Source organism: Pantoea sp. K16, assembly GCF_048452805.1.
Lineage (GTDB): Bacteria > Pseudomonadota > Gammaproteobacteria > Enterobacterales > Enterobacteriaceae > Pantoea > Pantoea agglomerans.
In genome coordinates this window covers 118570-142916 of the sequence record NZ_JBLWNV010000001.1, presented here as the reverse complement: position 1 = coordinate 142916, position 24347 = coordinate 118570, and the positions used below count along the sequence as shown (strand labels likewise).

Here is a 24347-nt window from a genome sequence, read left to right as displayed (position 1 = left end):
AGTTAACGCATAAATGAAATGGCAGTGTAAAGCGATTCCATGCCAACAGAGTGTCAATCATGAGCGCGTTAACCACAGCAGAATTGCCGGTAATTGATTTCGCATTATTGTCAGGTAATCAACAGCAGCAGCAACAGGTCCTGGAAAAATTAAGCCAGGCCGCGCGTGATGTCGGTTTCTTCTATTTAATCAATCACGGCATCGACCGTGAACTATTAGATGAGGTTCAGCACGTCGCGCGGAAATTTTTTGCCCTGCCACAGGCGGATAAATCCGCAGTGGCGATGGCGAACTCGCCGCATTTTCGCGGCTATAACCTGGCGGGGGTTGAAATAACCCGCAGCCAGCCTGACTATCGCGAGCAGTTTGATATTGGTGCGGAACGGGAAGCGCTGCCCGTTACCGCCGATTCACCCACCTGGCAACGGATGCAGGGGCCGAATCAGTGGCCTGAAGCTTTACCTGAACTGCAAACGGTGGTCACCCGCTGGCAGCAGCAGATGACAGCGGTGGCGCTGGAGCTGCTGCGCGCCTTTGCCGGGGCACTGAATCTGCCGCGCAACGCCTTCGATAACCTCTATGGCGACTATCCCAACGAACATATCAAACTGATCCGTTATCCGGGCCGCACGGAGGGCGAATCACGCCAGGGTGTTGGCGCGCACAAAGATTCAGGCTTCCTGACGATGTTACTGCAGGACGATCAGCCGGGCTTACAGGTGGAAGTGACGCCGGACAACTGGATCGATGCCTCACCACTGCCGGGCGCGTTTGTGGTGAACATTGGCGAGCTGCTGGAGCTGGCGACCAACGGTTATCTTCGCGCAACGGTGCACCGTGTGGTGTCGCCACCGCAGAGCAGCGAGCGCTTATCAATCGCCTTTTTCCTGGGCGCACAACTCGACGCCGTGGTGCCGATCTATCAACTGCCTCCTCAGCTGGCTGAACTGGCACAGGGACCGAGCAGCGATCCGCTTAATCCGCTGCTGCGCGAAGTGGGCTGGAACTACCTTAAAGGCCGGCTGCGTTCGCATCCGGAAGTTGCCCAACGTTTCTACCCCGAACACAACACCCACTGATAACGATAAGAGATAAATGATGATGATTAAAAAGCGCTTTCTGGCCCTTGCCGGTCTTTCACTGCTGATTGCCCAGAGTTTACAGGCCGCGCCGCTTCGCGTAGCGGCCGATCCGCTGCCACATGCGGAAATCCTGGAGTATGTCAAAACCCTGGATCCGAAACTGGATCTCAAAATTGTTGAGCTGAGCGGGGGCGTGAATGCCAATGAGCTGCTGGCCGCCGGGGATGTGGATGCCAACTACTTCCAGCATCTGCCTTACCTGAAAGATCAGGAGAAGGCGCTGGGGAAAACCTTTGCCGTGGCCGCCAGTGTTCACATCGAGCCGCTGGGTATCTATTCGCGGAAAGTGAAAAGTTTAGCGGCGCTACCTGAAGGGGCCAGCATTGCGGTACCGAACAATACCACTAACCTGAGCCGCGCACTCTGGCTGTTGCAGGACAAAGGGGTGATCAAACTCAACGCGCAGGGTGAAACGGGTTCGACGCTGGTGACGCCAAAAGATATCAGTGATAACCCGAAGAAAATTAAGATCGTTGAGATTGAGTCGCCGCAACTGCCACGCTCGCTGGATGATGTGGATGCCGCAATTATCAACGGCAACTACGCGCTTGAAGCAGGTCTGACCCCATCGAAAGATGCGCTGGGACTGGAGTCTGCAGCACATAACCCCTACGCCAACCTGCTGGTAACGACGCCAGAACTGGCGAAAGATCCCCGCGTGTTACAGCTGGCGAAAGATCTGCGCTCGCCGCAGGTAGCGGAGTTTATCCGTAAAAATTATCAGGGCTCAGTGATTCCGGTTGCGGACCAGCAGCATGATTAAACTCAGTCATCTCAGCAAACAGTATCCTGGCGCATCTGCGCCAGCGTTAGACGACATCTCGCTCACCATCGAAGAAGGGACCATCTTTGGCATCCTCGGCCGGAGCGGAGCGGGCAAAAGTACACTATTGCGCTGCCTCAATCTGCTGGAGAGTCCCACCAGCGGCCTGATTGAAATTGACGGGCAGGATCTCGCCGCGATGAGCCTGGCGCAACTGCGTCAGCAGCGACAGCAGATGGGGATGATCTTCCAGCACTTCAATCTGCTGCATTCGCGCAACGTGCAGGACAACGTCGATCTGGCGCTGGAGATTGCCGGTGTGCCTGCGGCTGAACGCCGCGAGCGGGTCGCATCGCTGCTGAAACTGGTAGGGCTGGCCTCCTTTGCGGCGGCCTGGCCGTCGCAGCTCTCCGGTGGACAGAAACAGCGCGTCGGCATCGCCCGCGCGCTGGCCGCCCGACCCCGTTATCTGCTGTGCGATGAGGCGACCAGCGCGCTGGATCCCGAAACCACCACTTCGATTCTCGATCTGCTGGCCGATATTCAGCAGCAGCTCAATATCACCATTGTATTGATCACCCATGAAATGGCGGTGGTGAAGCGGATTTGTGACGGGGCGGCGCTGCTTGAGAATGGCCAGCTGGTTGAGAGCGGCAGCCTGAGCCAGATCATGGGACGTGAAGAGGGACGCCTGCGCAAAATGCTGCTGAAGGATGGCGAAGCAGACCGGGCGTTTATCGAAAAATATCAGCACGAGGCGTTAACCCGATGCGTAGCATGAGTAGTGAGCGGTTTCAGGAACTGCTGCTGAACGCCACTGGCGAAACACTGTATATGGTGTTGCTGGCGGCCCTTTTCACGGTCGCGATAGGGCTGCCGGTAGGCGTGCTGCTGTTTCTGACCCGGCCAAAAGGCATTCTGCCCAATCGCGCGATTTCACTGCTGCTGAATACGCTGGTAAATACCGGACGCGCCTTGCCGTTTGTGGTGCTGCTGATTGCGCTGATCCCCTTTACCCGTCTGCTGGTCGGCACCACGCTGGGCAGCACTGCCGCCATTGTGCCGATTACGCTGGGGGCATTTCCCTTTTTCGCCCGCATCGTGGAGAACGCGCTGGATGAGGTCGACCGCGGCCGCATAGAAGCGGTGGTATCAATGGGCGGTACCCTGTGGCATATCGTCAGCCGTGTGCTGCTGCCGGAAGCGCTTCCCGCGCTGGTGGCGGGCGTTACCCTGACGATTGTGATGTTGATTGGCTTCTCGGCGATGGCGGGCGTGGTTGGCGGTGGCGGGCTGGGCGATCTGGCGATTCGCTACGGTTATCAGCGTTTCGATAACCAAATCATGGCGGCCACCATTGTGGTGCTGCTGGCGCTTGTGATGCTTATTCAGAAACTCGGCGACCGGCTGGTACGCTCGCTGGCTTATCGTCGATAAGGGGGAACGATGTTTCGCGTGATGTCGCCGAAAGGCTATCTGCAACGGCCAGGGCTGCGGGCCGGGGTGGGAGAAATTATCCGGCCGCTTGCCTCGCATATTCACATCTTCACCTCGCCGCGGGCCTGGCAGGCGGTGAATCCTGACATGAGCATAAGTCTGGAACGGGCGGGGATCCGCTGGCAGCTCGACACCCTGACCGGTGAGTGTACCGACGCGGCGATTGCTGCCCTGCAACAGCAGGTGCAGACGCACGGCGCTACCCTGATTCTGGCAGTCGGCGGCGGGCGGGTGCTGGACTGCGCCAAAGCGGTCAACGACGCGCTGCCGGATATCCGGCTGGTGAACTTCGCCACGCTGGCCGCCACCTGTGCCGCCTGGTCTCCGCTGGCGATTATCTATGATGAGCGCGGCGGCCATCTGCGCAGCCAGCCGCTTAATGCCATGCCGGAGCGGATTCTGGTGGACAGCGAGGTTATCGCCCGCAGCGAGGTACGCTATCTGCGGGCCGGGATCGTGGATGCGCTGGCCAAATGGTTTGAATTTGAGCCTTATCAGCGACAGACGCCGCACCAGCTGGCGCTGGATCTTAAAGTCGCAGCCGCCTGGCAGGCGGTGACGGTGCTGAAACGCTGGGGAGACACGGCAGTGGCCGATAACATCAGGCAGCAGGTCACCCCGGCGCTGGAGAAAGTGATTGAAGCCAACATTGTGCTGGCGGGGCTGGCTAACAGTATTCAGGATGAGATGGCAACCCCCGGTTTTGCCCATATCATCCACGATCGCCTGACTCACCAGCCAGAGCTGCATAACTGGCTGCATGGTGAAAAGGTCGGTTTCAGCTTGCTGGTACAATCCTGGATTGAACAGCAGGGTAAGCAGGTGGAGCCTGAACTGCTGGCGCTGCTGCGCCATTTCCACTCGCCCCTGACGCTGCCTGCGGCAATTAACGAGGACAGGGTAAGAGAGATTGCGCAGCAGATCCATTTCCCCTCCGCCAGCCTGGCGCACCTTCCCTTTACGTTCGATCACCCTCTGCTGGAGCAGGCCTTGCTGGCGACTTCTGCGTTTAAACAGTAAGTGCGGTGAGCGAATTGATCAGTGGTCGCCGCTTGCTAACCTACCAATAGTAACTTACCTTTAGTAGCTTAATGACTAATCAGGTAAGGTGACGACGATGCATGCTTTAATAGTGACTTCCCATCCCAATCAGGACGCTCACACCCATCGCGTGGCGGACCAGCTGGCGCAGGGCATTATCGCGACAGGCCATCATACGGCTGAAAAGGCCGATCTGGCGGCAGAAGGGTTTGATCCAGGTTTTTCGCTCAGCGATCACAGACATTTCAACGGTCTGGCACCGACGCCGCCCGATGTGCTGGCAGAACAGCAGCGGCTGGATCGTGCCGATGCGCTGGTGCTGGTCTATCCGGTCTACTGGTGGTCATTTCCGGCACAGCTTAAAGGCTGGATAGACCGCGTCTTCATCGCGGGCTGGGCCTTTGATGAGCAGGATGGCCATATCGTAAAACGCCTCGGCCACCTTCCCGTGCATCTGGTTGCGATTGGCGCGGCTGACACCCGAACCTTTCTGCGGCGCGGCTATTTCGCCAGCATGCGGAATCAGATCGATCACGGCATCTTTGACTATTGCGGTGCGCCGGTGGTGACCAGTGAACTGTTGCTTAGCGGCGATGAAGGTTATCCTGAGTCACACTATCAGCTGGCGCATCAACTGGGCCAGCGTCTGTTCGCCCATCAGGAAAAACATGACCGTTGAAAAAACACCCCGTAAGCGTCTGTCACGCGAAGCACGACGCAGGCAGTTGTCAGACGTCGCGTGGCAGATAATGCAAACCGAAGGCAGCGAGGCACTGACGCTGGCCAGAGTCGGCGACGCGGCGGGGGTCAGTAAACCGGTGGTTTATGACCACTTCACCACCCGTCATGGATTGCTGGCGGCGTTGTATGACGATTTTGATCGTCGCCAGACCGAAAAGATGGAAGCGGCGATGAATGCCGCGCCGATGGTGATGCAACAAAAAGCGGAAGTGCTTGCGGCCTGTTATGTGGATTGTGTGATGACGGAGGGGCGTGAGATTCCGGAGTTGCTGTCAGCGCTCAGCACCTCACCGGAACTGGCTGCCGTCAAACGCCACTATCAGCTCGACTTTATCGCCCGCTGTCAGCGCTGGTTTGTCCCTCTGGCAGGCAGCAGCGGTATTCCGGAAGCAGGCATGTGGGGCTTGCTGGGGGGCGCGGATGCCATCGCAGGTGCGGTGGCACGCGGCGATGTCAGCAAACCGGAAGGAGAGCAGGCGATCACTGCCATGGTCGTGGCGCTGGTGGCAGGCAGCCGTGCGTCGGAATCGGATTAGCATAAAAAAGGCGGCCCCCAGGCCGCCGAATCCTTCAACCACAACAGGCGTTGTGTAAGTAGTGGCAACGTACAATGATGATCGTTTTAGCCTTTCACCCCGCCCGCGGTTAAACCGCTCACCAGCCAGCGCTGCGCCAGCAGGAAAACCAGGGTGATCGGAATCGCGGAGAGCACCGCCGCAGCGGCGAAATCGCCCCACAGATAGTTCTGCGGATTGAGGTACTGCTGCATCCCGACCGCCAGGGTGTAGCTGTTCACATCGCGCAGCAGCAGCGAGGCGACCGGCACTTCAGTCACCGCGGCGATAAACGCCAGAATAAACACCACCGCCAGAATCGGCACCGACAGCGGCAGCAGCACCAGCCGGAACGCCTGCCACGGCGTTGCGCCATCCAGCGCGGCCGCCTCTTCCAGTGACCCGTCGATAGTTTCGAAATAGCCTTTGATGGTCCAGACATGCAGCGCGATACCGCCCAGATACGCGAAGATCACCCCACCGTGGGTATTCAGCCCGATAAAGGGCAGATACTGACCGAGACGATCAAACAGAGCATAGAGCGCCACCAGCGACAGCACCGCCGGGAACATCTGGAATATCAGCATCCCTTTCAGCAGGCTGGCACGGCCGGTAAAGCGCATACGGGCAAAGGCATAGGCGCAGGTGGTAGAGAGCGCCACGATGCCCAGCGCACTGATTGCCGCAATCTTGATCGAGTTCCATAACCAGAGCAGCACCGGGAAGGGCGGCGGTGTCACCCGGCCATCCGCATGTTCCACGCTGAAACCCAGCGCCAGACGCCAGTGCTCCCACGAGATCTGCTCCGGGATCAGGCTGCCGGTGGCGAAGTTCCCGGCACGCAGCGAAATCGCAATCACCATCAGCAGGGGAAAGAGAATCGCCGCGATAAATAACAGCAGCAGCAGATGCGTGGTGAACAGACGCAGCCGTTGCGATTTCGGTTGTACCATAGCCATAACAACTCCTCAGAGCCTGGTCCCTCAGGCTATTTTATTTGTCAGTCTGAACCCGGGCAGTGCTCACAATCCTCACCTCCCAGGTTCCGGTTGTTCCACGCTCTTCGCGTCCGGACTGCCTGCAACCATGACGCCAGTCGGGCCAGGCGCTTAGTCGAATTTCATCCGCGAAGCTTTCAGGTTAATCACCGCCAGCGCACCCACCAGCAGGAAGATCAGCGTGGCGATAGCGGCGGCCAGCCCAAAGTCCTGCCCGCCGCCGCCTTCAAAGGCGATACGCCAGGTGTAGTTCACCAGCAAATCGGTGTAACCGGCTGGCGTGGTGGTGCCGAGGCGATCCGGCCCGCCGTTGGTGAGTAACTGCACCAGAACAAAGTTATTAAAGTTAAAGGCAAAGCTGGCGATCATCAGCGGCGTCAGTGGTTTCAGCAGCAGCGGCAGAGTAATCAGGAAGAAGTTCTGCAGCGGTCCCGCACCGTCCATCGCCGAGGCTTCATAGAGATCGTCCGGAATTGCCTTCAGCAGGCCCATGCAGAGGATCATCATGTAGGGGTAGCCGAGCCAGGTATTGACGATAATCAGCATGGTGCGCGCCAGCGTCGGGTCGCTGAACCAGGCGGGCTTCACGCCAAACAGCGCGCTGAGCATCACGTTGATTTCACCAAAGCTCTGGTTGAACAACCCCTTGAAAATCAGGATCGAGATAAACGCCGGCACGGCATAGGGCAGAATCAGCATCACCCGATAGACCGCTTTGCCGCGCAACGCCTCCCACTGCACCAGACAGGCCAGCACCATGCCCACCGCGACGGTCAGCACCACGGTGATCAGCGAGAAGAGTAGCGTCCAGCCAAATATCGCCAGGAACGGCTTCTGAATCCCTTCGTCAGTAAACACCCGCACGAAGTTTTTCCAGCCGGTATTCACGGTAAAGCCGGGGCTCAGGGTTTCGTTCGCCCAACTGCCGTCGGCGTTAATCGCCTGATAGAAACCGGTCTGCGGATTAGCGCGATAGCGCGCGTTGCTCTGCTGATTGATCAGCTCATCCTGCGCACCCACCCGATAGAGCGGCTGGGTGCCGGAGAACTGGCGCAGCGAACTCATCCGCAACTGACGACCATCCGGCAGTTCAGCCCGGATCTGGCTCAGCGCCTGACGATGGGTCGTGATCGCTCTGAAGTTCGCCCGTTCACCTGACGGTGGTGCGGCAGGGGCCATTTTCAGCGTCTGTTCAGCGCCAAACTGAAACGGCGGCGAAACATAGTCTTTGCCATCATTCAGCACCAGCTGCCAGCGATCGCCGGCCGGGAACAGAGAAAAACTGACTGCTTCACCCGACTGGAAGGTGCGGCCCAGCAAAACCTGCTGCGCCCGTTCAAAGGTGAGCTGGTTGCTACTGCTGTAGTTGGTAAAGGCAATGGCAATCGTGCAGGCAAGGGGAAACAGTACAAACAGCGCCATTCCCGCCACGCCGGGATAGACATAACGCCACGCATAGGCGCGACGGTTAGCAAAAATCCACAGTCCGGTCGCACTGAGGATCAGCGTCAGCAGCGCAAACAGATATTCGCCCTGCGCGTACATCAGCACCAGCAGATAGCCGACCAGCAGACAGCAGATCCCGATGAGAACGCTTTTCAACAGCACACTGCGCGTTTTCGGTTTTCCTGACATGATGCAGTTTTCCTTAACGGTCACTCAAGCCGGGTTGCCCCGGCTGCAAGGGGAGAATTACTTCTTCAGACGGGCCTGAGCATCTTTCAGTGCGGCGTCGACGCTCTGACGACCGCCAAGCGCGTTCAGGGTAGCGGTGCGCATCGCATACCAGAATGCCGCCATCTGCGGGATATTCGGCATGATGTCACCCTGACGGGCGTTGTTCATGGTGGCGGCGATACGCGAATCTTTTTCCAGCGTCTGCTGGAAAGATTTCAGCGCCACGGCACCCAGCGGCTTATCTTTGTTGACCGCATCCAGACCGGTGTCAGTCAGCAGATAATTCTCCAGGAACTCTTTCGCCAGCTCTTTGTTAGGACTGGCGGCGTTGATCCCGGCACTCAGCACGCCAACAAAAGCCTTCGACGGTTTACCGTTCAGGGTTGGCAATTCGGTGACGCCATAGTCGATGCCGCTCTTGTCGAGGTTGCCCCACGCCCACGGACCATTAATGGTCATGGCGGTTTCGCCTTTGTTAAAGGCGGCCTCAGCAATCGAATAATCGGTGTCCGCATTCAGGGTTTTGGCTTTAACCTGATCGACCAGGAACTGCATGCCCGCTTTAGCACCGGCGTTATCGACGCCGACATCCTTCACGTCATAATGTCCGTCGGTGAGCTTAAAGGCGTAAGCCCCGCCTGCGGCCAGCAGCGGCCAGGTGAAGTAGGGTTCCTGCAGGTTAAACATGATGGCGCTTTTGCCTTTGGCGCGCAGTTGGTTGTCGAGACCGGCAATCTCTTCCCAGGTTTTTGGCGGGTTCGGCAGCAGCTTTTTGTTGTAGATCAGTGACAGCGACTCAACGGAAATCGGGTAGCCAATCAGCTTGCCGTCAAAGCGAACCGCGTCCCAGGTGAACGGGAAAATCTTCTCGCGGAAGCTGGCATCCGGCGTGATCTCAGCCAGCAGGCCGGACTGCGCATAGCCGCCGAAACGGTCATGTGCCCAGAAGATAATATCCGGGCCATCGCCGGTCGCCGCGACCTGCGGATACTTCTCTTCCATTTTGTCAGGATGTTCGACCGTGACTTTGATGCCGGTCTCCTGCTCAAATTTCTTACCCACTTCGGCAAGGCCGTTGTAGCCCTTGTCACCGTTGATCCAGATGACCAGTTTACCTTCCTCAATTTTTGCCATCGCGCTGGCCGAAACGAGCACGGCAGAGAGGGCAGAAAGGGCCAGAATTCTTGCTCCGGTTTTCATCGTCATAAATCCATCCTGTTAGCGGAAGTGGTGAATGCTGTACCGGCATCATTGTGCTTATCCGCCACGGCTTCTCATCCTCCTCTGCTCTACGCCCCTCGGCCTGCCGCTGTGATCGCGCTGGCAAAAAGCACCTCAAGCGGGCGCTTACGCGGCAAAAATTCCTGCGGGTCTGCGTGAGCGATCACAAAAAAGCGCGGCAGCGTGCGGGCCGCGGCGTCAGCCCGCGTTTCTCCTCCTCCCGCCTCCTCCCCCAGCGGAATGCAGTGCGGTGGAGGATGTTACCGTCTGTTTCCTCTCGCATAGTGAGCCCCGGAACCCGTCTGCCGCTGGGCAGACACGACTATGCAGCTAAGAGGGAAGGGATCATGGCGAGCGTTGTGTTACGCAATGTCACGAAAGCCTGGGGCGATACGGTGGTGTCGAAAGATATCGATCTCACTATTCGTGAAGGGGAATTTGTTGTTTTCGTCGGCCCATCAGGCTGTGGCAAATCGACGCTGCTGCGCATGATTGCCGGACTGGAGACCATCACCAGCGGCGAGCTGTTAATCGGCGACCGGCGCATGAATGAAGTGCCACCCGCCGAACGCGGCATCGGCATGGTGTTTCAGTCCTATGCGCTCTATCCCCATCTGTCGGTGGCGGAGAACATGTCTTTTGGCCTCAAACTTGCCGGGGTGAAAAAAGCGGAGATCCAGCAGCGGGTTAATCAGGTGGCGGAGATTCTGCAACTGGCGCATCTGCTCGATCGCCGTCCTAAAGCCCTCTCTGGCGGGCAGCGTCAGCGCGTGGCGATTGGCCGCACGCTGGTGGCGGAACCGCGCGTCTTCCTGCTGGATGAACCACTGTCGAACCTTGACGCGGCGCTGCGCGTTCAGATGCGGATTGAGATCTCCCGTCTGCATAAGCGCCTGAAGCGCACCATGATTTACGTAACCCACGATCAGATCGAAGCGATGACGCTGGCCGACAAAATCGTGGTGCTGGACGCCGGACGCATTGCGCAGGTCGGTAAGCCGCTTGAGCTGTACCACTATCCCGCCAACCGTTTTGTCGCCGGATTTATCGGCTCACCAAAAATGAATTTCCTGCCGGTCAAAGTGACCGCCACCGCCATCGATCAGGTTCAGGTGCGGCTGCCGAATCAGCAGCTGGTCTGGCTGCCGGTTGACAGCGCCGGTGTGCAGGTCGGCAGCAACATGTCACTGGGTATTCGCCCGGAACATCTGCTCTCCAGCGATATCGCCGACGTCACCCTGGAAGGGGAAGTGCAGGTGGTGGAACAGCTGGGGCATGAAACACAGATCCACATCGAGATTCCCGCTATCCGTCAGAACCTGGTTTACCGCCAGGAGGACGTCGTGCTGGTAAAAGAGGGCGCCATCCTCGGTATTGGCCTGCCGCCCGAGCGTTGTCACCTGTTCCGCGAGGACGGGAGCGCGTGCCGCAGGCTGTATCAGGAGCCGGGTGTATAGCCCTGCCAAAAACAATAAAAGCAATGACCTCAGGAGATAGAAAATGTTAACTCTGCGCAAACTTCCCATCGCCGTTGCCGTCGCGGTGGGAACCCTCTCCGCCCCGACGATAGCGGTTGATTTTACCGGTTACGCCCGTTCCGGCATTGGCTGGACCGGCAGCGGTGGTGAACAGCAATGTTTCCAGGCCACCGGCGCCCAAAGTAAATACCGTCTGGGCAACGAATGTGAAACCTACGCCGAACTGAAATTAGGCCAGGAAGTGTGGAAAGAGGGCGACAAAAGCTTCTATTTCGACACCAACGTGGCTTACTCCGTGGCACAGCAGAATGACTGGGAAGCCACATCGCCCGCCTTCCGTGAAGCCAACGTAAAAGGTAAAAACCTGATCGACGCGCTGCCAGGCTCTACCATCTGGGCCGGTAAGCGTTTCTATCAGCGTCATGACGTCCATATGATCGACTTCTACTACTGGGATATTTCCGGTCCGGGTGCCGGTCTGGAAGATGTCGATCTCGGCTTCGGTAAACTCTCTTTCGCCGCAACTCGTTCATCTGAAGCGGGCGGCTCTTACACCTTCTCCAGCGATCGTATCCGTGACTTCGCCACCAGTACTGCCAACGACGTGTTTGATGTGCGTCTGGCCGGTCTGGAAACCAACACCAACGGCGTGCTGGAGCTGGGTGTCGACTACGGTCGCGCTAATGCCCGTGACGACTACCGTCTGGAAGAGGGGGCCTCTAAAGATGGCTGGATGTTCACTGCTGAACATACCCAGAGCATGCTGAAGGGCTATAACAAATTCGTACTGCAGTATGCCACCGATGCGCTGACCTCTCAGGGCAAAGGCGTGCCGCAGGGCACCAGCCTCAACAACAATGGTGACATGTACCGCATCCTCGACCACGGTGCGATCTCACTGGCCGAACGCTGGGATCTGATGTACGTCGCCATGTACCAGAATATCGATCTGGACAATAACCGCGGCACCGAGTGGTACACCGTGGGTGTGCGCCCGATGTACAAATGGACGCCGATTATGAGCACGTTGCTGGAACTGGGCTACGACAACGTCAAATCGCAGCAGGCTAACGAACGCAACGGCCAGTACAAAGTGACGCTGGCGCAGCAGTGGCAGGCGGGCGACAGCATCTGGTCACGTCCGGCTCTGCGTCTGTTCGCGACCTACGCCAAATGGGATGAAAAATGGGGCTACAACAAAGATAACTCAGGCGATCTCACCACCTTCGCCTCTGCGGACACCAGCGGCAACGGCATCCTGACTAACAGCCGTGGTAAAGACGATGAAGTGACCTTCGGCGCGCAGATGGAAATCTGGTGGTAAGCCAGCACCTTTTCTGACAGGCGCGCCTGCGCCTGATGGATCTCTTTGGTCGCGGTGTGCCATTGCCTGGTTCACGCCGCGACCTGCAATAAGGTAGACATAATGAAAATGAAAAAACTGGCTGCACTCTGCCTGGGTGCGGCGTTACTGACAGGACACGCGCTTCCCGCCCTGGCGGATGTCAATCTGGTGCCGCAGGATCTCTCGTCCGCACCGGTCGTGGCACCCGAAACACTGCAACGCCTGAGCTGGCAACCGCTGGCTGCTTCTCAGACACAGACCACAACACTTGCTAACAGCGGACAGACGCTGAATGCGCCACACATTGCCGGTCCGGTCGCGGCCTACAGTCTGCCCGCCAATATCGGCGAACTGACGCTGACGCTGAGCAGTGAAGTGGCGAACGGTCAGGTTTTCGCACCGAACGTGCTGGTGCTGGATGAAAACCTGCGTCCCGCGGCCTGGTTCCCCAGCCGCTACTTTACCTATCAGAAGCCGGGCGTGATGGCGGCAGATCGACTGGAAGGGGTGATGAAATTAACCCCGGCGCTGGGTCAGCAAAAAATCTACCTGCTGGTGTTTACCACCGACAGCGATCTGACACAAACCACCACGCTGCTTGACCCGGCCAAGGCCTACGCCCAGGGCACCGGTCATGCGGTACCGGATATCCCCGATCCCGTCGCCCGCCACAGCCGGGAAGGCACGATCAAGCTGAAGATGCAGACCAGTTCCGGCTCATCCATTCTGGTCGGGCCGCTGTTTGGTTCATCCGGCCCGAGCGCGGTGACCGTCGGCAATACCGCACCTGCGGCAGCGTACAGCGCAGCACCGGCGCCTGCACCCGCCGCAGCGCCCGCGCCAAAAGCCCGTGCGGAACCGATCATGAGCGACACCGAGAGTTACTTTAACCAGAAGATCAGACAGGCAGTGAACAGCGGTAATATCGATAAGGCGCTGAAACTGCTGGATGAAGCCGAGCGGCTGGGTTCCACCTCTGCACGGCAGACCTTTATCAGTAGTGTTAAAGGCAAGGGGTGAAGCTGCCCCGACAATACTGATGTTGTTCCATCTGGTGCGCTGCGGCGCACCTTTTTTTGTTGCAGAGATCCTGATTGCATGATTTTTTTGCGTGGTTTTACGCATTACGTAAGTCATGCTGTGGGCAATAGCGTTTGATGAATTTAGGCTAACTAAGCTGTTTTAGGGATGACTTTTCTGGAGGCTATATGCGAAGTTACACGACAACCCAGGCCCGAAAATTTCTTGCTGAAATCATGGATATCGTGATGGCGGGTGAGCCTGTGATTATCACCCGGCGGGGCGGTTCTGCTGCTGTGCTTATCAGTCGCGAAGAGTTTGATGTCTGGCAGGAAATAAAACAGGGTGTCAATTTTTCAGTCGATACGGAAAAGCATAATCAGAAACTTTTAATGAAGACTTAGTAACAAAACATTCGCTCTTATCGCGATCAATGCATTTGCATTACCAATGTTACTGCATCACTGCTGACTTATCCTGGTTAATAATAGTGAGAATCCACGATGGGAACTCTGACTCAGGCAAACATCTCTCTGCGTGCTTCATCAAAACTGACAGCCCGCGGACAGACCACCATCCCTGCCGCAGTTCGTGATGCGATGAATCTGCAACCTGGTGAGAATATCGAATACGCTGTTCTGCCGGGCGGCAAAGTCCTTATTACCCGTCAGGAAACGGTGGCTGATGATGCTCCAGTGAAGGCGAGCTTTCTGAGTTTTCTTCCTGCTGACAGGCGCAACACGGCTGCAAATATTAAAATGCTGGATCGAGGATTATTAACTCGCATTACATCGTTGACCGAAGGTATGGACGTTGATTTGGATGCTCCACTCATGGACGATGAGTAATTAAGTATGGAAGACAGCACGGTTATAAATGGATGGCACGTTTATGTTCATCCCTGTTTTGAATCGCAACTGATTGCGCTGACCAATGAAGTGGAGTTACTCAGGGCTAAATATCCTGAAAGTTACCAGCGAAAAGCGACGACGAAGCTTTTAGCCGCTGTGTTTAAAGTTATCAATAGTGAGATTTGCGCCGATCCACATCAGGCAAAGTTTCGCCAGGGCGATACGCTGGGAGAACAAAATAAGCATTGGTTCCGTGCAAAGTTTTTGATGCAGTATCGTTTGTTCTTTAGATTCAGCGAGCAACATAAAACCATCATCCTTGCATGGATGAATGACGCTGAGATCAAATGTGCTTATGGCAGTAAGCGTGACGCCTATAAAGTATTTTCAGGAATGTTGCATAACGGCTATCCATCTGACGACTGGGCATTGCTGTTAAAGCAATCTCAGGATTGGGCGAAGATAAATTCTTAAGTTCATTAAATCCTGAACAGAATCCGGTGTGCTTTTTTCAGACGCTCGTGCTCAGGGTGATCTTATCACTGTTGAGAGGCGCTGATTACAGTAGCAGAGTGCGAGCCGTTGCCGGCCCGCACGCTGTAATAACTGAAAATGATGTAAAACAGGCTGCGTCAGACACGAGTCTGAGTCGCGCGTTAACCTTCAATTGCGCAGTAGTCGCTTCCGGCGTGCCGTCAGATCACGCAGCAGCGTGTCAGTGGCAGGATCGCTGAACAGCGTTTCCAGCGTGGCGCTGAGCTTGCGTCGCCAGTTCGGATATTCATCGCTGGTGCCCGGAATATTGACCGGCACCGCCATATCCAGCCAGTCCTCCGGTTGCAGTCCCAGCAGGGCGCTGTGACTGTCAGCCAGATAGCGCTGCATCGCCCGGTTTAATGCCTTGCTCATGCCGGTGCGAGGTGCATCGCGTCCGGCACGTTTCGGCAGGGCACCAACGCGATGCAGACTCTGCAGCAGCGCCTGCTTCGCTCGCAGCCGATCCTGATATAGCCCGGCCAGCACCACTTTGTCGGGATAGAGGCCGAGTTGTGCGCCGGTGGTCAAATCATCGCTCTGCCACCAGCCACGCAGCGTCGGAAGATCGTGAGTGGTGGCGACCGCCATTGCCTGCCGTGGCCATTCGGCGGGCGGACGAAAACTGTGGGCTGACTCCTGCTCAAAATAGAGCACCTTATAGGAGTAGACCCCGCCGTCCCGCAGCTTATCGACAATTGCTTCCGGCACCGTACCGAGATCTTCGCCAATGACCATGCAGCGATGACGCTGACTTTCCAGCGCCAGAATCGCCAGCAGATCGTCGATGGGATAGTGCACATAGGCACCGTGCATCGCGCTATCACCGGCCGGAATCCACCACAGCCGCATTAGCGCCATCACATGATCAATGCGCAGTGCGCCGCAGTGGCGCATGTTGGCACGCAGCAGGGCGATCCACGGCTCCCAGGCGCGCTGACGCATCACCTGCGGATCCATGGGCGGCAATCCCCAGTCCTGGCCGCGCGGGCCGAGAATATCGGGCGGCGCACCGATGCTGGCCTCCATGCAGTAGAGATCGCGCTCGCTCCAGGTCTCTGCGCCACCCTGCGCAACACCCACCGCCAGATCGCGGTAAAGTCCAATCGGCATCTGCTGCTGCTGGCAGATGTCCCAGCAGTCGGCAAACTGCTTCGCGGCCAGCCACTGCAGCCAGAGCCAGAAGCGCACCTGATCGGCGTGCTGTTGCAGGAAGGCCTGCACGGCCGGACTGCCGGGATCCTGCAACGCCTCCGGCCACACCGGCCAGCCCCAGCGCTCACTATCCTGTGCTATCTGATCGGCGTGCAGCGCATCAAACAGCGCCTGATGCTGAAGACTCTCGCCTCCTTCACGTATAAATCTATTAAACGCCTGCACCTCGGGATCGCTGGCGTCACGCTGAGTAAACTGCGGCCACGCCAGTCTCAGCGCGTCAATTTTCAGCCGGGTCACCGCCGCATAATCCACCCAATCTGCTGCACGAGCCTGTTCCAGCGCCTGTTCTGTTTCCGGACGTTGCCACCAGGCCTGAGCGGCAGTGCTCTGCCGGAAATCAGCGACTGCGCCCACATCGATGTAGAGCACATTGAGCCAGCGCCGGGACGAGGGGCTGTAAGGGCTGGCACTCTCCGGGCTGGAGGGAAACAGCGCATGGATAGGGTTAAGACCGATAAACGCGCCGCCGCGTGCGGCTACCTCCGGCAGCATCCGGCGCAGATCGCCAAAGTCGCCGATTCCCCAGTTCTCCGCCGAGCGCAGGGTATAGAGCTGCACGCAGGCGCCCCATAATGACTCACCTGCCAGCAGGGCCGGGGGTTCATAACAGCGGGCCGGGGCAATTATTATCCGGCACGACCACTGCTGCGCGCCCTGTTGCAGCGTCAGCTGATGATAGCCTTCTGGAAGCGGCGGCAGATGCAGCGGCTGAGCGGGCTGGCAGCGACCTGAGCTGATTTCACCCGCTTCACTGGTGAGATGCCAGTGGGCATCGTCAGCGAGCTGTGGCGACAGGCTCAGAAGATCGCCGCTGCGAAAAATCACCACCGGTGGCAGCGGCGTGCTCAGCGGATGGGAAGGCTGCATCACCGCCAGCAAACGCTGGCGGGTCAGGGTCGGGATCGCCTGTGGCTTGCCGTGTGCATTGATATACTCAGCGGCGATGCCCGCCCGGGAGAAATCGTCCATAACCGGATCTGTTTTCATGGCGTTCCTTAGCGTTTCGCTTGCCAGATGCGCTGCTGGTAATCGCGGATAGCGCGATCGGAGCTGAACATGCCACAGCGTGCGGTATTGAGGATGGTGGCACGTGTCCAGGCCTCCTGATCGCTCCACAGCGCTTCTACCTGCGCCTGTGCGTCAAGGTAGGGCTGGAAGTCAGCCAGTACCAGATAGGGATCACCGCCTTCCGGGCCGAGACTCTGCAACATCGCATCAAAGGCGTGGCAGTCGCCCTGGCTGAAGGTGCCATCTTCCAGCGCCAGTAAGACCTGATTGAGCTGCGGATCTTTCTTGCGCCACTGCGCCGGGGCATAACCGTCTGCTTTTAAAACCACCACCTGTTCCACGGTATGCCCGAAGATAAAGATGTTCTCGCTGCCAACCTGCTCAGCGATCTCGACGTTCGCTCCATCCAGTGTGCCGATGGTCAGTGCGCCATTCAGCGCCAGTTTCATATTTCCGGTGCCGGACGCTTCTTTACCGGCAGTGGAGATCTGCTCGGAAAGGTCGGCGGCGGGAATCAGCCGCTCGGCGACGGAGACGTTGTAATCGGGAATAAACACGACTTTCAGACGGTCACCGATGCGGGGATCCTGATTGATCACCTCGGCCACTTTGTTGATGGCATAGATGATGTTTTTCGCCAGTGTATAGCCGGGCGCGGCTTTGGCACCAAACAGCACCACGCGCGGCGTCCGGTTTGCCTGCGGATCGGTGACCAGCGTCTGCCACAGCGCAATGATGTGCAGCAGGCTCAGATGCTGGCGTTTGTACTCATGCAGTCGTTTGATCTGTACGTCAAACAGCGCGGTGGGGTCAATCTCAATGCCGGTCCGCTGTTTCACCCAGTGCGCCAGCGCGACTTTGTTCTGCTGCTTGATGGCGCGATATTCCGCGCAGAAGGCGGCGTCATCCGCAAAGGCTTCCAGCCCCTGCAAGGCATCGAGATCGTTCAGCCAGGGTTTTTGCAATGTTCGGGTGATCAGGGCACTCAGTGCCGGGTTGCACTGATTGATCCAGCGGCGCGGCGTAATGCCGTTGGTCACGTTGTGGAATTTCTCCGGCCACATCTGGTGATATTCCGGGAAGAGATCCTGCACCACCAGTTTCGAGTGCAGCGCCGCCACACCGTTGACCGCGAACCCGCTGGTCACGCAGAGGTTTGCCATCCGCAGCTGGTTATTATGGACCAGCGCCAGTCTGGCCCACTTCGCTTCATCGTCCGGCCAGCGCGCGGTGACAGCCGTTTTTAGCTGCGCGTTCAGGGTATTGATGATCATCATATGGCGCGGCAGCAGGCTGCGCACCAGACGCACATCCCAGCACTCCAGCGCTTCCGGCATCAGGGTGTGATTGGTGTAGGCAAAAGTGTGCTGTGTGATCTGCCAGGCGCGATCCCAGCTCAGCTGATGCTCATCCAGCAGCAGACGCATCAGCTCCGGGATGGCCAGCGTCGGATGGGTGTCATTAAGCTGGATCACTTCATGATCGGCCAGGGTTTCGATGCTGCGTCCGGCCCGATGATGGCGACGCAGAATGTCTGCCAGCGCACAGGCGCACTGAAAATATTGCTGCATCAGACGCAGTTTTTTACCGTTCTGATGATTGTCATTGGGGTAGAGCACTTTAGTCAGTTTTTCAGCATCAATACCCTGTTGTTCAGCGCGCAGAAAGTCGCCGTCGTTGAAGCGATCAAGGTTAAACGGCTGGGCATGTTTCGCCTGCCATAGACGCAGTGGCTGGCTGATACCATTCTGATAACCCACCACCGGCAGATCCCAGGCTTCGCCGAGCAGTTCAAACGCCGGTTGCCACTGTGGCTGACCCGCAACCGTCACCACTTTACCGCCCAGCCCGACCCGCACGTTAAGCGCGGCGTTGTGGTTAAACCACGGATAGCGGTCGCGCTGCCAGTCATCCGGGCCTTCAATCTGCGCGCCCTGTTCGAAGCGCTGGCGGAACAGACCGTACTGATAGTTCAGACCGTAGCCCGTAGCGGGCTGACCCACATTCGCCATGGAATCCAGGAAACAGGCTGCCAGGCGACCCAGGCCGCCATTACCCAGCGCCGGATCTGTTTCGGTTTCCAGCACGTCAGTGAGTGAGATATCCCAGGCGGCCAGGGCCTCGTTGACCGCGTCATACCAGCCCAGGTTCAGCAGGTTGTTGCCGGTCAGGCGACCGATCAAAAACTCCATCGACAGATAGTTAACATGGCGCAGTTCTGTCGGGGCCGGGGGAGCAGGCTGCGCGGCCAGCATATCGGCCAGCGCACCGCTGAGTGCCTGCCACCACTGTGTCGTGGTCATCTCCTGCGCATCGCGCAGGCCAAAACGCTGCCACTGACGGGTCAGGGCAGCATTGAACTGAATCGGGTTGAAATCGGGCTGTGTCATGGTTGATGTCCTGTAAAACGGAAAATGGATCAATGTGGCGACAGTCTGCCCGCGCGGAAACCCTCGCTCATCCTCCTGCAAAGAATTAGCGGAGGAGGATGGGGAGGGTGGAGAGGATGAGGCTAATCCGAAATCGTTGAAGGAGTGTGATAGCACACGCTTTTGTAAAGATTAGTTAATGGGTTTGCTTGCATTCATCTGACGAAATGCTGAACCTGTGTAAGGAATAATTACGAAGCGTAAAATAATGATGCGCTCGACAAATGGAGAAACGCGCGCCCATGTTAATACCCGCTAAACTCAGCCGCCCGGTGCGTCTTGAAGGCACTGTGATTCGGGAGAGATTGCTGCAAAAGCTCACCGCTGCCGGTAACTATCGGCTGGTGCTGGTCACCAGTCCGGCGGGCTATGGTAAAACCACACTGGTGTCGCAGTGGGCGGCAGGGAAAAGCGATCTGGGGTGGGTTTCTTTAGATGAGGGCGATAATCAGCCGGAGCGCTTTGCCGATTACCTGATCGCTGCACTGCAACAGGCCACCCACGGTGGCTGTCCGCGCAGTGAACTGCTGGCGCAGAAGCGGCAGTATGTGAATCTCAATGCGCTGTTTTCTCAGCTCTTTATCGAGCTGGTGGAGTGGCAGCAGCCGCTGTGGCTGATCGTTGATGACTACCATCTGATCACCAATCCGGTGATCCACGACGCGATGCGCTTTTTCCTGCGCCATCAGCCTGAAAATCTGACGCTGATTTTGATGTCACGTAACCTGCCGCAACTCGGTATCGCCAACCTGCGGGTGCGTGAGCAACTGATTGAGCTGGGCAGCCAGCAGCTGGCTTTTACCCACCAGGAGGCGCGACAGTTTTTTGACTGCAGACTGGCGGCCCCGCTGGAAAGCGAAGAGAGCAGCCGACTCTGTGATGATGTAGCGGGCTGGGCTACGGCGCTGCAACTGATCGTACTGTCGGCGCGACAGGGGGCCAGTTCGGCTCAGCATTCCGCCCGGCGTCTCTCTGGCATTAATGCCAGCCACCTCTCCGATTATCTTGTTGAAGAAGTCCTGGATAACGTCGATCTGCCTACCCGTCATTTCTTACTGAAAACCGCGCTGCTGCGTTCAATGAACGATGAACTGATCGCCTGTGTCACCCGCGAAGAGAACGGCCAGATGCGGCTGGAAGAGATTGAGCGTCAGGGTCTGTTTCTGCAGCGCATGGACGATTCCGGCTGCTGGTTCAGCTACCATCCGCTGTTTGGTAACTTCCTGCGTCAGCGCTGCCAGTGGGAACTGGCGGCGGAGCTGCCCGCGCTGCATCGGGCTGCGGCAGAGAGCTGGATGGCGCAGGGCTTTCCCGGCGAGGCGATTCATCATGCGCTCGCCTCTGGCGACGCCACTATGCTGCGGGACGTGCTGCTGAAGCACGCCTGGACGCTGTTTAATCAGAGCGAGTTGCCGCTGCTGGAGAACTCTCTGAAAGCACTGCCGTGGGAGATGATGCTGGAAAATCCAATGCTGGTGCTGCTGCAGGCGTGGCTGATGCAGAGTCAGCATCGCTTCTCCGAAGTCGACAGTCTGCTGGCGCGTTTTGAACAGGCCAGCCGCTGCGAGATCGATGCAGCACTGCGTGGTGAATTTAATGCGTTGCGCGCCCAGGTGGCGATTAACGATGGCAATACCGACGAAGCGGAGCGGCTGGCGAAAGTGGCGCTCGACACTCTGCCAGCCAGCCGTCACTACAGCCGCATTGTGGCAACCTCAGTGCATGGTGAAGTGATGCACTGCAAAGGCGAGCTGGATGATTCACTCAAACTGATGCGGCAGACCGAACAGATGGCGCGGCGCGATGAAGTGTGGCACTACGCCCTCTGGAGCCTGATTCAGCAGAGCGAGATTCTGTTTGCTCAGGGCTTTTTGCAGGCAGCCTATGAGATCCAGAGCCGCGCCTTTGTGCTGGTCGATGAACAGCATCTGGCGCAGTTCCCGCTGCATGAGTTTCTGCTGCGCATTCGCGCTCAGTTGCTGTGGGCCTGGGGACGGCTGGAAGAGGCGGAGCAGGCGGCCCGGGAAGGCATCAAAGTATTGAACGGTTTCCAGCCGCAGCAGCAGATTCAGTGTCTGGGATTGCTGGTGCAGTGCTCACTGGCACGCGGCAATCTGGATAACGCCCGCAGCTATCTGAACCGGCTGGAAAACCTGCTGAACAATGGCAACTGGCACAGCGACTGGATAGCCAATGCCGACAAAGTCCGGGTCATTTACTGGCAGTTGACCGGCGACAGCCAGAACGCCCGTGACTGGATGCGGCAGACGCCTAAACCTGCCTTTGCCAATAACCATTTTCTGCAGGGACAATGGCGGAACATCGCCCGCGCGCAGATCCTGCTGGGTGATGTGAGCCAGGCGGAAGTGGTGCTGGAGGAGCTGAATGAGAATGCCCGTGCCCTGCGCCTGATGAGCGATTTAAACCGCAATCTGTTGCTGCTGAATCAGATCTACTGGCAGACCGACCGCAAAGCGGAGGCGCAGCGTGTCCTGATTGAGGCGCTGAAACTGGCGCGCAGCACCGGTTTTATCAGCCATTTTGTGATTGAAGGCGAGATGATGGCGCAGCAGTTGCGGCAATTGATTCAGCTGAATACCCTGAATGAACTGGACAGCCACCGTGCCCGGCGCATCCTGCTGGAGATCAACAAATATCACCGTCACAAATTCGCCCATTTCGATGAAGGCTTTGTCAGCCGGTTGCTTAACCATCCTGACGTGCCGGAGCTGATCCGAACCAGTCCGCTGACGCAGCGTGAATGGCAGGTGCTGGGATTAATCTATTCTGGCTACAGCAACGATCAAATCGCCGGTGAGCTGGCGGTGGCCTCCACCACCATCAAAACCCATATCCGCAATCTCTATCAGAAGCTGGGCGTCACCCATCGCAGCGAAGCGATGAATCAGGTGCAGTCGCTGCTGAAAATGATGGGATATGTCTGACGACAGGCGTTTACAGGGGCGGCTTTAGCCCGCTCCGCCGCATGTCAGCACACCATCGAAACAGGCGGTCTTTATCAATGGGAAGCGGGGCAGTTACTTTACTGCGCAACATGCAGCTCTGATTTGCCGGATTTCGGGCCCTGATTTCTTCCAGCCGGTGCATAAATATCGCATGCATCTGCGCGTTACGGGTTTCACCTTTATTCAGCCCCGCGAGGTCCCGCCTGCAGCAGTTAGGGTAGTGCTTCCTGAAATTACGGATTTCTGAGGTTCAGGAAAATTAATTCTGAGTGGTTAAACAGTGTCCCCTTACCATACCTCTTAAAAGTCAGATGAATTATAGAAAATGATATATGCTTTTGCTTTTTTTTGAGTTCAGGATTGTCATTCCCTGCTTATGAAAAAAGTGCCTTAATAAAAATGCAATATGTATTATTTCATGAAAAGAGTAAATTGTTAGTAGGGTAATTATTAGCCTTTAATGTCATTAGCTATTAACTAGTTAGTTAAAAAATAGCATCCCCGAAAATTTTTTTTAAAATTAAACGAAAACATTCTAAAACAACGAAAAACGTTTCATTACACTCCATAGTTTTTATTTTTTAGATAATTTACTTTTAATGAAATAGCTCATTAGCTATGGGGTGGGCCAGCGATTATCTCATGTATTTATTATCTTTAAGGATGGATTATGAGACATAAAAAATTAACGCTTGCTTTGGCTGTTTTTGTTCTCTCTGCAGCGCGACTTGCAGTCGCTGCACCGTTACATAACCAACCGTTTACGAATCACTCCCCACAGACCTTCTTACTTGTCGGCGATGCTAATGGAGGTGACGGCGGCAGCGGGGGTTCTGGTTCTAATTCTCCTGGTGGCCCTGGCGGCGATGGAGGAAATAACAGCGCCAGCGGTAACGGGAATGGCAGCGGTAATGATAACGGCACTGGCAACGGCTCCGCTAACGGTAATGGTTCCGGAGACGGTGACGGCGGCGGTGATGGTGGTGATAGCGGTGGCGATGGTGGTGGTGGTGATGGCGGCGGTGCGTAATCAGGCTGCAGAATCTAACTAAAAATGGTCGCCTCATGAAGGCGGCCATTAATTAAAGGATGAAACTTCTATGTCAAAGCTACACAACACGCTGATTTTTTTTCCACTATCTGCAGGGCTGCTCCTTTCCCTGCCGGTATTCAGTCAGACACTCCCGCAGGACACTATTCAGCTGTCTGCCTGTGAGAGCCTGAACGGACAAGATGGGAACGGCAGTTCGCCTGATGGAGAAAGTGGTAAAGACGGCGTGCCCGGTACAGGCTGTCTGAACGGAGGTAACGGCGGTAACGGTTCTGCTACAGGTGGTAACGGCGGAAATGGGGGAAATGGGGCAGGCGCCGCGACTGAACCCTACCATAAACACCACAAACATCATAAAAATGGACAGGGTAGCGCCAATGGTGGCAACGGGGGTGATGGTGGTTCAACTGATAATGCGCCCGGAGGTTCTGGCGGTGATGGAGGTAACAATGACCAGTCAGAACATCTGTAAACGATACCGTACCCTACTAAGGTGCTCCACTCTGATACTGGTGATTTTTACACACTACGGTTATGCCTCTCCGGCCTCCCCGATTCCTTTTCCTGATTCCTTATCACTGATTTCTGATGGTGGAAACGGCGGGGACGGTGGTCCGGGCGAAAACGGAGGGGATGGCGGTAACGGCGGTAATGCTGGTACAGGCTCCAACTCAAATGGCGGAGATGGCGGAAATGGCGGCACTAACGGAGCCGATGGAGGGGATGGTGGCAACGGAGGAAGCGGGAACAACTCATCCGGTGGTGATGGTGGTGATGGTGGTGATGGTGGTGATGGTGGTGATGGTGGTGATG

General features: G+C 57.0%; 22 protein-coding genes. 17 read left to right on the top strand and 5 right to left on the bottom strand.

Annotation, left to right across the window (positions count from 1 at the left end):
- The first annotated feature begins 59 nt into the window (after positions 1–59).
- The 7 genes from ACK13D_RS00655 to ACK13D_RS00625 all read left to right on the top strand — a co-directional run bounded on the left by ACK13D_RS00655 (position 60) and on the right by ACK13D_RS00625 (position 5720).
- Positions 60–1079, top strand: a complete 1020-nt coding sequence (locus tag ACK13D_RS00655; protein WP_010670745.1) for an isopenicillin N synthase family dioxygenase — start codon at positions 60–62, stop codon at positions 1077–1079.
- 22 nt (positions 1080–1101) lie between these two features.
- Positions 1102–1905, top strand: coding sequence for a MetQ/NlpA family ABC transporter substrate-binding protein (locus ACK13D_RS00650; RefSeq protein ID WP_033780393.1), 804 nt, complete (start codon positions 1102–1104; stop codon positions 1903–1905).
- Positions 1898–2686, top strand: a complete 789-nt coding sequence (locus tag ACK13D_RS00645) for a methionine ABC transporter ATP-binding protein (protein ID WP_346465743.1) — start codon at positions 1898–1900, stop codon at positions 2684–2686. The genes ACK13D_RS00650 and ACK13D_RS00645 overlap by 8 nt, the downstream gene beginning before the upstream one ends.
- On the top strand, positions 2674–3342 hold the full coding sequence (locus tag ACK13D_RS00640) for a methionine ABC transporter permease (protein WP_022624728.1): 669 nt from the start codon (positions 2674–2676) through the stop codon (positions 3340–3342). The genes ACK13D_RS00645 and ACK13D_RS00640 overlap by 13 nt, the downstream gene beginning before the upstream one ends.
- A gap of 9 nt (positions 3343–3351) precedes the next feature.
- Positions 3352–4422: an iron-containing alcohol dehydrogenase family protein gene (locus ACK13D_RS00635; protein WP_346465745.1), complete on the top strand. Its 1071-nt coding sequence runs from the start codon at positions 3352–3354 to the stop codon at positions 4420–4422.
- Between the two features lie 97 nt (positions 4423–4519).
- A complete protein-coding gene (locus tag ACK13D_RS00630; RefSeq protein ID WP_010247375.1) occupies positions 4520–5122 on the top strand; it encodes an NAD(P)H-dependent oxidoreductase in 603 nt (200 codons plus the stop codon).
- Positions 5112–5720 carry a TetR/AcrR family transcriptional regulator gene (locus tag ACK13D_RS00625; protein WP_346465747.1) on the top strand — a complete coding sequence of 203 codons (609 nt, stop codon included), beginning with the start codon at positions 5112–5114 and terminating at the stop codon, positions 5718–5720. Before ACK13D_RS00630 ends, ACK13D_RS00625 begins: the two co-directional genes overlap by 11 nt.
- Positions 5721–5806: 86 nt before the next feature.
- Here the strand turns inward: ACK13D_RS00625 and malG are convergent, their stop codons facing one another.
- The 3 genes from malG to malE form a co-directional block, all read right to left on the bottom strand.
- The gene (gene malG / locus ACK13D_RS00620) at positions 5807–6697 is read right to left on the bottom strand and encodes a maltose ABC transporter permease MalG (protein ID WP_010247369.1); all 891 of its coding nucleotides are present in this window, start codon (positions 6695–6697) and stop codon (positions 5807–5809) included.
- 150 nt (positions 6698–6847) lie between these two features.
- Positions 6848–8371, bottom strand: coding sequence for a maltose ABC transporter permease MalF (malF, locus tag ACK13D_RS00615; protein WP_346465749.1), 1524 nt, complete (start codon positions 8369–8371; stop codon positions 6848–6850).
- A 57-nt stretch (positions 8372–8428) separates the two neighbouring features.
- On the bottom strand, positions 8429–9619 hold the full coding sequence (gene malE / locus ACK13D_RS00610) for a maltose/maltodextrin ABC transporter substrate-binding protein MalE (RefSeq protein WP_346465751.1): 1191 nt from the start codon (positions 9617–9619) through the stop codon (positions 8429–8431).
- A 362-nt stretch (positions 9620–9981) separates the two neighbouring features.
- Between malE and malK the strand changes: the two genes are divergently transcribed.
- The 6 genes from malK (at position 9982) to ACK13D_RS00580 (ending at position 14802) form a co-directional block, all read left to right on the top strand.
- Positions 9982–11091 (top strand): maltose/maltodextrin ABC transporter ATP-binding protein MalK, encoded by a 1110-nt coding sequence (gene malK, locus ACK13D_RS00605; RefSeq protein ID WP_010247360.1) that lies wholly within the window; start codon positions 9982–9984, stop codon positions 11089–11091.
- A 43-nt stretch (positions 11092–11134) separates the two neighbouring features.
- Complete coding sequence (locus ACK13D_RS00600) at positions 11135–12436, top strand: maltoporin (RefSeq protein WP_346465753.1); 1302 nt, start codon at positions 11135–11137, stop codon at positions 12434–12436.
- 102 nt (positions 12437–12538) lie between these two features.
- Positions 12539–13477 carry a maltose operon protein MalM gene (malM, locus tag ACK13D_RS00595; RefSeq protein ID WP_418795395.1) on the top strand — a complete coding sequence of 313 codons (939 nt, stop codon included), beginning with the start codon at positions 12539–12541 and terminating at the stop codon, positions 13475–13477.
- A gap of 188 nt (positions 13478–13665) precedes the next feature.
- A complete protein-coding gene (locus ACK13D_RS00590) occupies positions 13666–13881 on the top strand; it encodes a type II toxin-antitoxin system Phd/YefM family antitoxin (protein ID WP_301248341.1) in 216 nt (71 codons plus the stop codon).
- Positions 13882–13980: 99 nt separating this feature from the next.
- A complete protein-coding gene (locus tag ACK13D_RS00585) occupies positions 13981–14325 on the top strand; it encodes a type II toxin-antitoxin system PrlF family antitoxin (protein ID WP_158132276.1) in 345 nt (114 codons plus the stop codon).
- A gap of 6 nt (positions 14326–14331) precedes the next feature.
- Complete coding sequence (locus ACK13D_RS00580; RefSeq protein ID WP_122889337.1) at positions 14332–14802, top strand: type II toxin-antitoxin system YhaV family toxin; 471 nt, start codon at positions 14332–14334, stop codon at positions 14800–14802.
- A gap of 189 nt (positions 14803–14991) precedes the next feature.
- Here the strand turns inward: ACK13D_RS00580 and malQ are convergent, their stop codons facing one another.
- Both malQ and malP read right to left on the bottom strand, forming a co-directional pair.
- Positions 14992–17067 carry a 4-alpha-glucanotransferase gene (malQ, locus tag ACK13D_RS00575; RefSeq protein WP_418795393.1) on the bottom strand — a complete coding sequence of 692 codons (2076 nt, stop codon included), beginning with the start codon at positions 17065–17067 and terminating at the stop codon, positions 14992–14994.
- 8 nt (positions 17068–17075) lie between these two features.
- Positions 17076–19478, bottom strand: coding sequence for a maltodextrin phosphorylase (gene malP / locus ACK13D_RS00570; RefSeq protein WP_418795391.1), 2403 nt, complete (start codon positions 19476–19478; stop codon positions 17076–17078).
- A 281-nt stretch (positions 19479–19759) separates the two neighbouring features.
- Between malP and malT the strand changes: the two genes are divergently transcribed.
- From malT to ACK13D_RS00550, 4 genes are all read left to right on the top strand, one after another.
- Positions 19760–22462: an HTH-type transcriptional regulator MalT gene (malT, locus tag ACK13D_RS00565; protein WP_033760251.1), complete on the top strand. Its 2703-nt coding sequence runs from the start codon at positions 19760–19762 to the stop codon at positions 22460–22462.
- Between the two features lie 920 nt (positions 22463–23382).
- Positions 23383–23535, top strand: coding sequence for a hypothetical protein (locus ACK13D_RS00560; protein ID WP_232526453.1), 153 nt, complete (start codon positions 23383–23385; stop codon positions 23533–23535).
- 48 nt (positions 23536–23583) lie between these two features.
- Positions 23584–24006: a hypothetical protein gene (locus ACK13D_RS00555; protein WP_132498997.1), complete on the top strand. Its 423-nt coding sequence runs from the start codon at positions 23584–23586 to the stop codon at positions 24004–24006.
- A gap of 116 nt (positions 24007–24122) precedes the next feature.
- The coding region (locus tag ACK13D_RS00550; protein WP_418795388.1) for a hypothetical protein at positions 24123–24347 on the top strand (225 nt) is incomplete at its 3' end.

What these genes read in the sequence shown, in the direction of transcription:
- ACK13D_RS00655 (WP_010670745.1), top strand. Translation starts at nt 60, where the DNA reads ATGAGCGCGTTAACCACAGCAGAATTGCCGGTAATTGATTTCGCATTA.
- ACK13D_RS00650 (WP_033780393.1), top strand. Translation starts at nt 1,102, where the DNA reads ATGATTAAAAAGCGCTTTCTGGCCCTTGCCGGTCTTTCACTGCTGATT.
- ACK13D_RS00645 (WP_346465743.1), top strand. Translation starts at nt 1,898, where the DNA reads ATGATTAAACTCAGTCATCTCAGCAAACAGTATCCTGGCGCATCTGCG.
- ACK13D_RS00640 (WP_022624728.1), top strand. Translation starts at nt 2,674, where the DNA reads ATGCGTAGCATGAGTAGTGAGCGGTTTCAGGAACTGCTGCTGAACGCC.
- ACK13D_RS00635 (WP_346465745.1), top strand. Translation starts at nt 3,352, where the DNA reads ATGTTTCGCGTGATGTCGCCGAAAGGCTATCTGCAACGGCCAGGGCTG.
- ACK13D_RS00630 (WP_010247375.1), top strand. Translation starts at nt 4,520, where the DNA reads ATGCATGCTTTAATAGTGACTTCCCATCCCAATCAGGACGCTCACACC.
- ACK13D_RS00625 (WP_346465747.1), top strand. Translation starts at nt 5,112, where the DNA reads ATGACCGTTGAAAAAACACCCCGTAAGCGTCTGTCACGCGAAGCACGA.
- malG (WP_010247369.1), bottom strand. Translation starts at nt 6,697, where the DNA reads ATGGCTATGGTACAACCGAAATCGCAACGGCTGCGTCTGTTCACCACG.
- malF (WP_346465749.1), bottom strand. Translation starts at nt 8,371, where the DNA reads ATGTCAGGAAAACCGAAAACGCGCAGTGTGCTGTTGAAAAGCGTTCTC.
- malE (WP_346465751.1), bottom strand. Translation starts at nt 9,619, where the DNA reads ATGACGATGAAAACCGGAGCAAGAATTCTGGCCCTTTCTGCCCTCTCT.
- malK (WP_010247360.1), top strand. Translation starts at nt 9,982, where the DNA reads ATGGCGAGCGTTGTGTTACGCAATGTCACGAAAGCCTGGGGCGATACG.
- ACK13D_RS00600 (WP_346465753.1), top strand. Translation starts at nt 11,135, where the DNA reads ATGTTAACTCTGCGCAAACTTCCCATCGCCGTTGCCGTCGCGGTGGGA.
- malM (WP_418795395.1), top strand. Translation starts at nt 12,539, where the DNA reads ATGAAAATGAAAAAACTGGCTGCACTCTGCCTGGGTGCGGCGTTACTG.
- ACK13D_RS00590 (WP_301248341.1), top strand. Translation starts at nt 13,666, where the DNA reads ATGCGAAGTTACACGACAACCCAGGCCCGAAAATTTCTTGCTGAAATC.
- ACK13D_RS00585 (WP_158132276.1), top strand. Translation starts at nt 13,981, where the DNA reads ATGGGAACTCTGACTCAGGCAAACATCTCTCTGCGTGCTTCATCAAAA.
- ACK13D_RS00580 (WP_122889337.1), top strand. Translation starts at nt 14,332, where the DNA reads ATGGAAGACAGCACGGTTATAAATGGATGGCACGTTTATGTTCATCCC.
- malQ (WP_418795393.1), bottom strand. Translation starts at nt 17,067, where the DNA reads ATGAAAACAGATCCGGTTATGGACGATTTCTCCCGGGCGGGCATCGCC.
- malP (WP_418795391.1), bottom strand. Translation starts at nt 19,478, where the DNA reads ATGACACAGCCCGATTTCAACCCGATTCAGTTCAATGCTGCCCTGACC.
- malT (WP_033760251.1), top strand. Translation starts at nt 19,760, where the DNA reads ATGTTAATACCCGCTAAACTCAGCCGCCCGGTGCGTCTTGAAGGCACT.
- ACK13D_RS00560 (WP_232526453.1), top strand. Translation starts at nt 23,383, where the DNA reads ATGGCAGCGGTAATGATAACGGCACTGGCAACGGCTCCGCTAACGGTA.
- ACK13D_RS00555 (WP_132498997.1), top strand. Translation starts at nt 23,584, where the DNA reads ATGTCAAAGCTACACAACACGCTGATTTTTTTTCCACTATCTGCAGGG.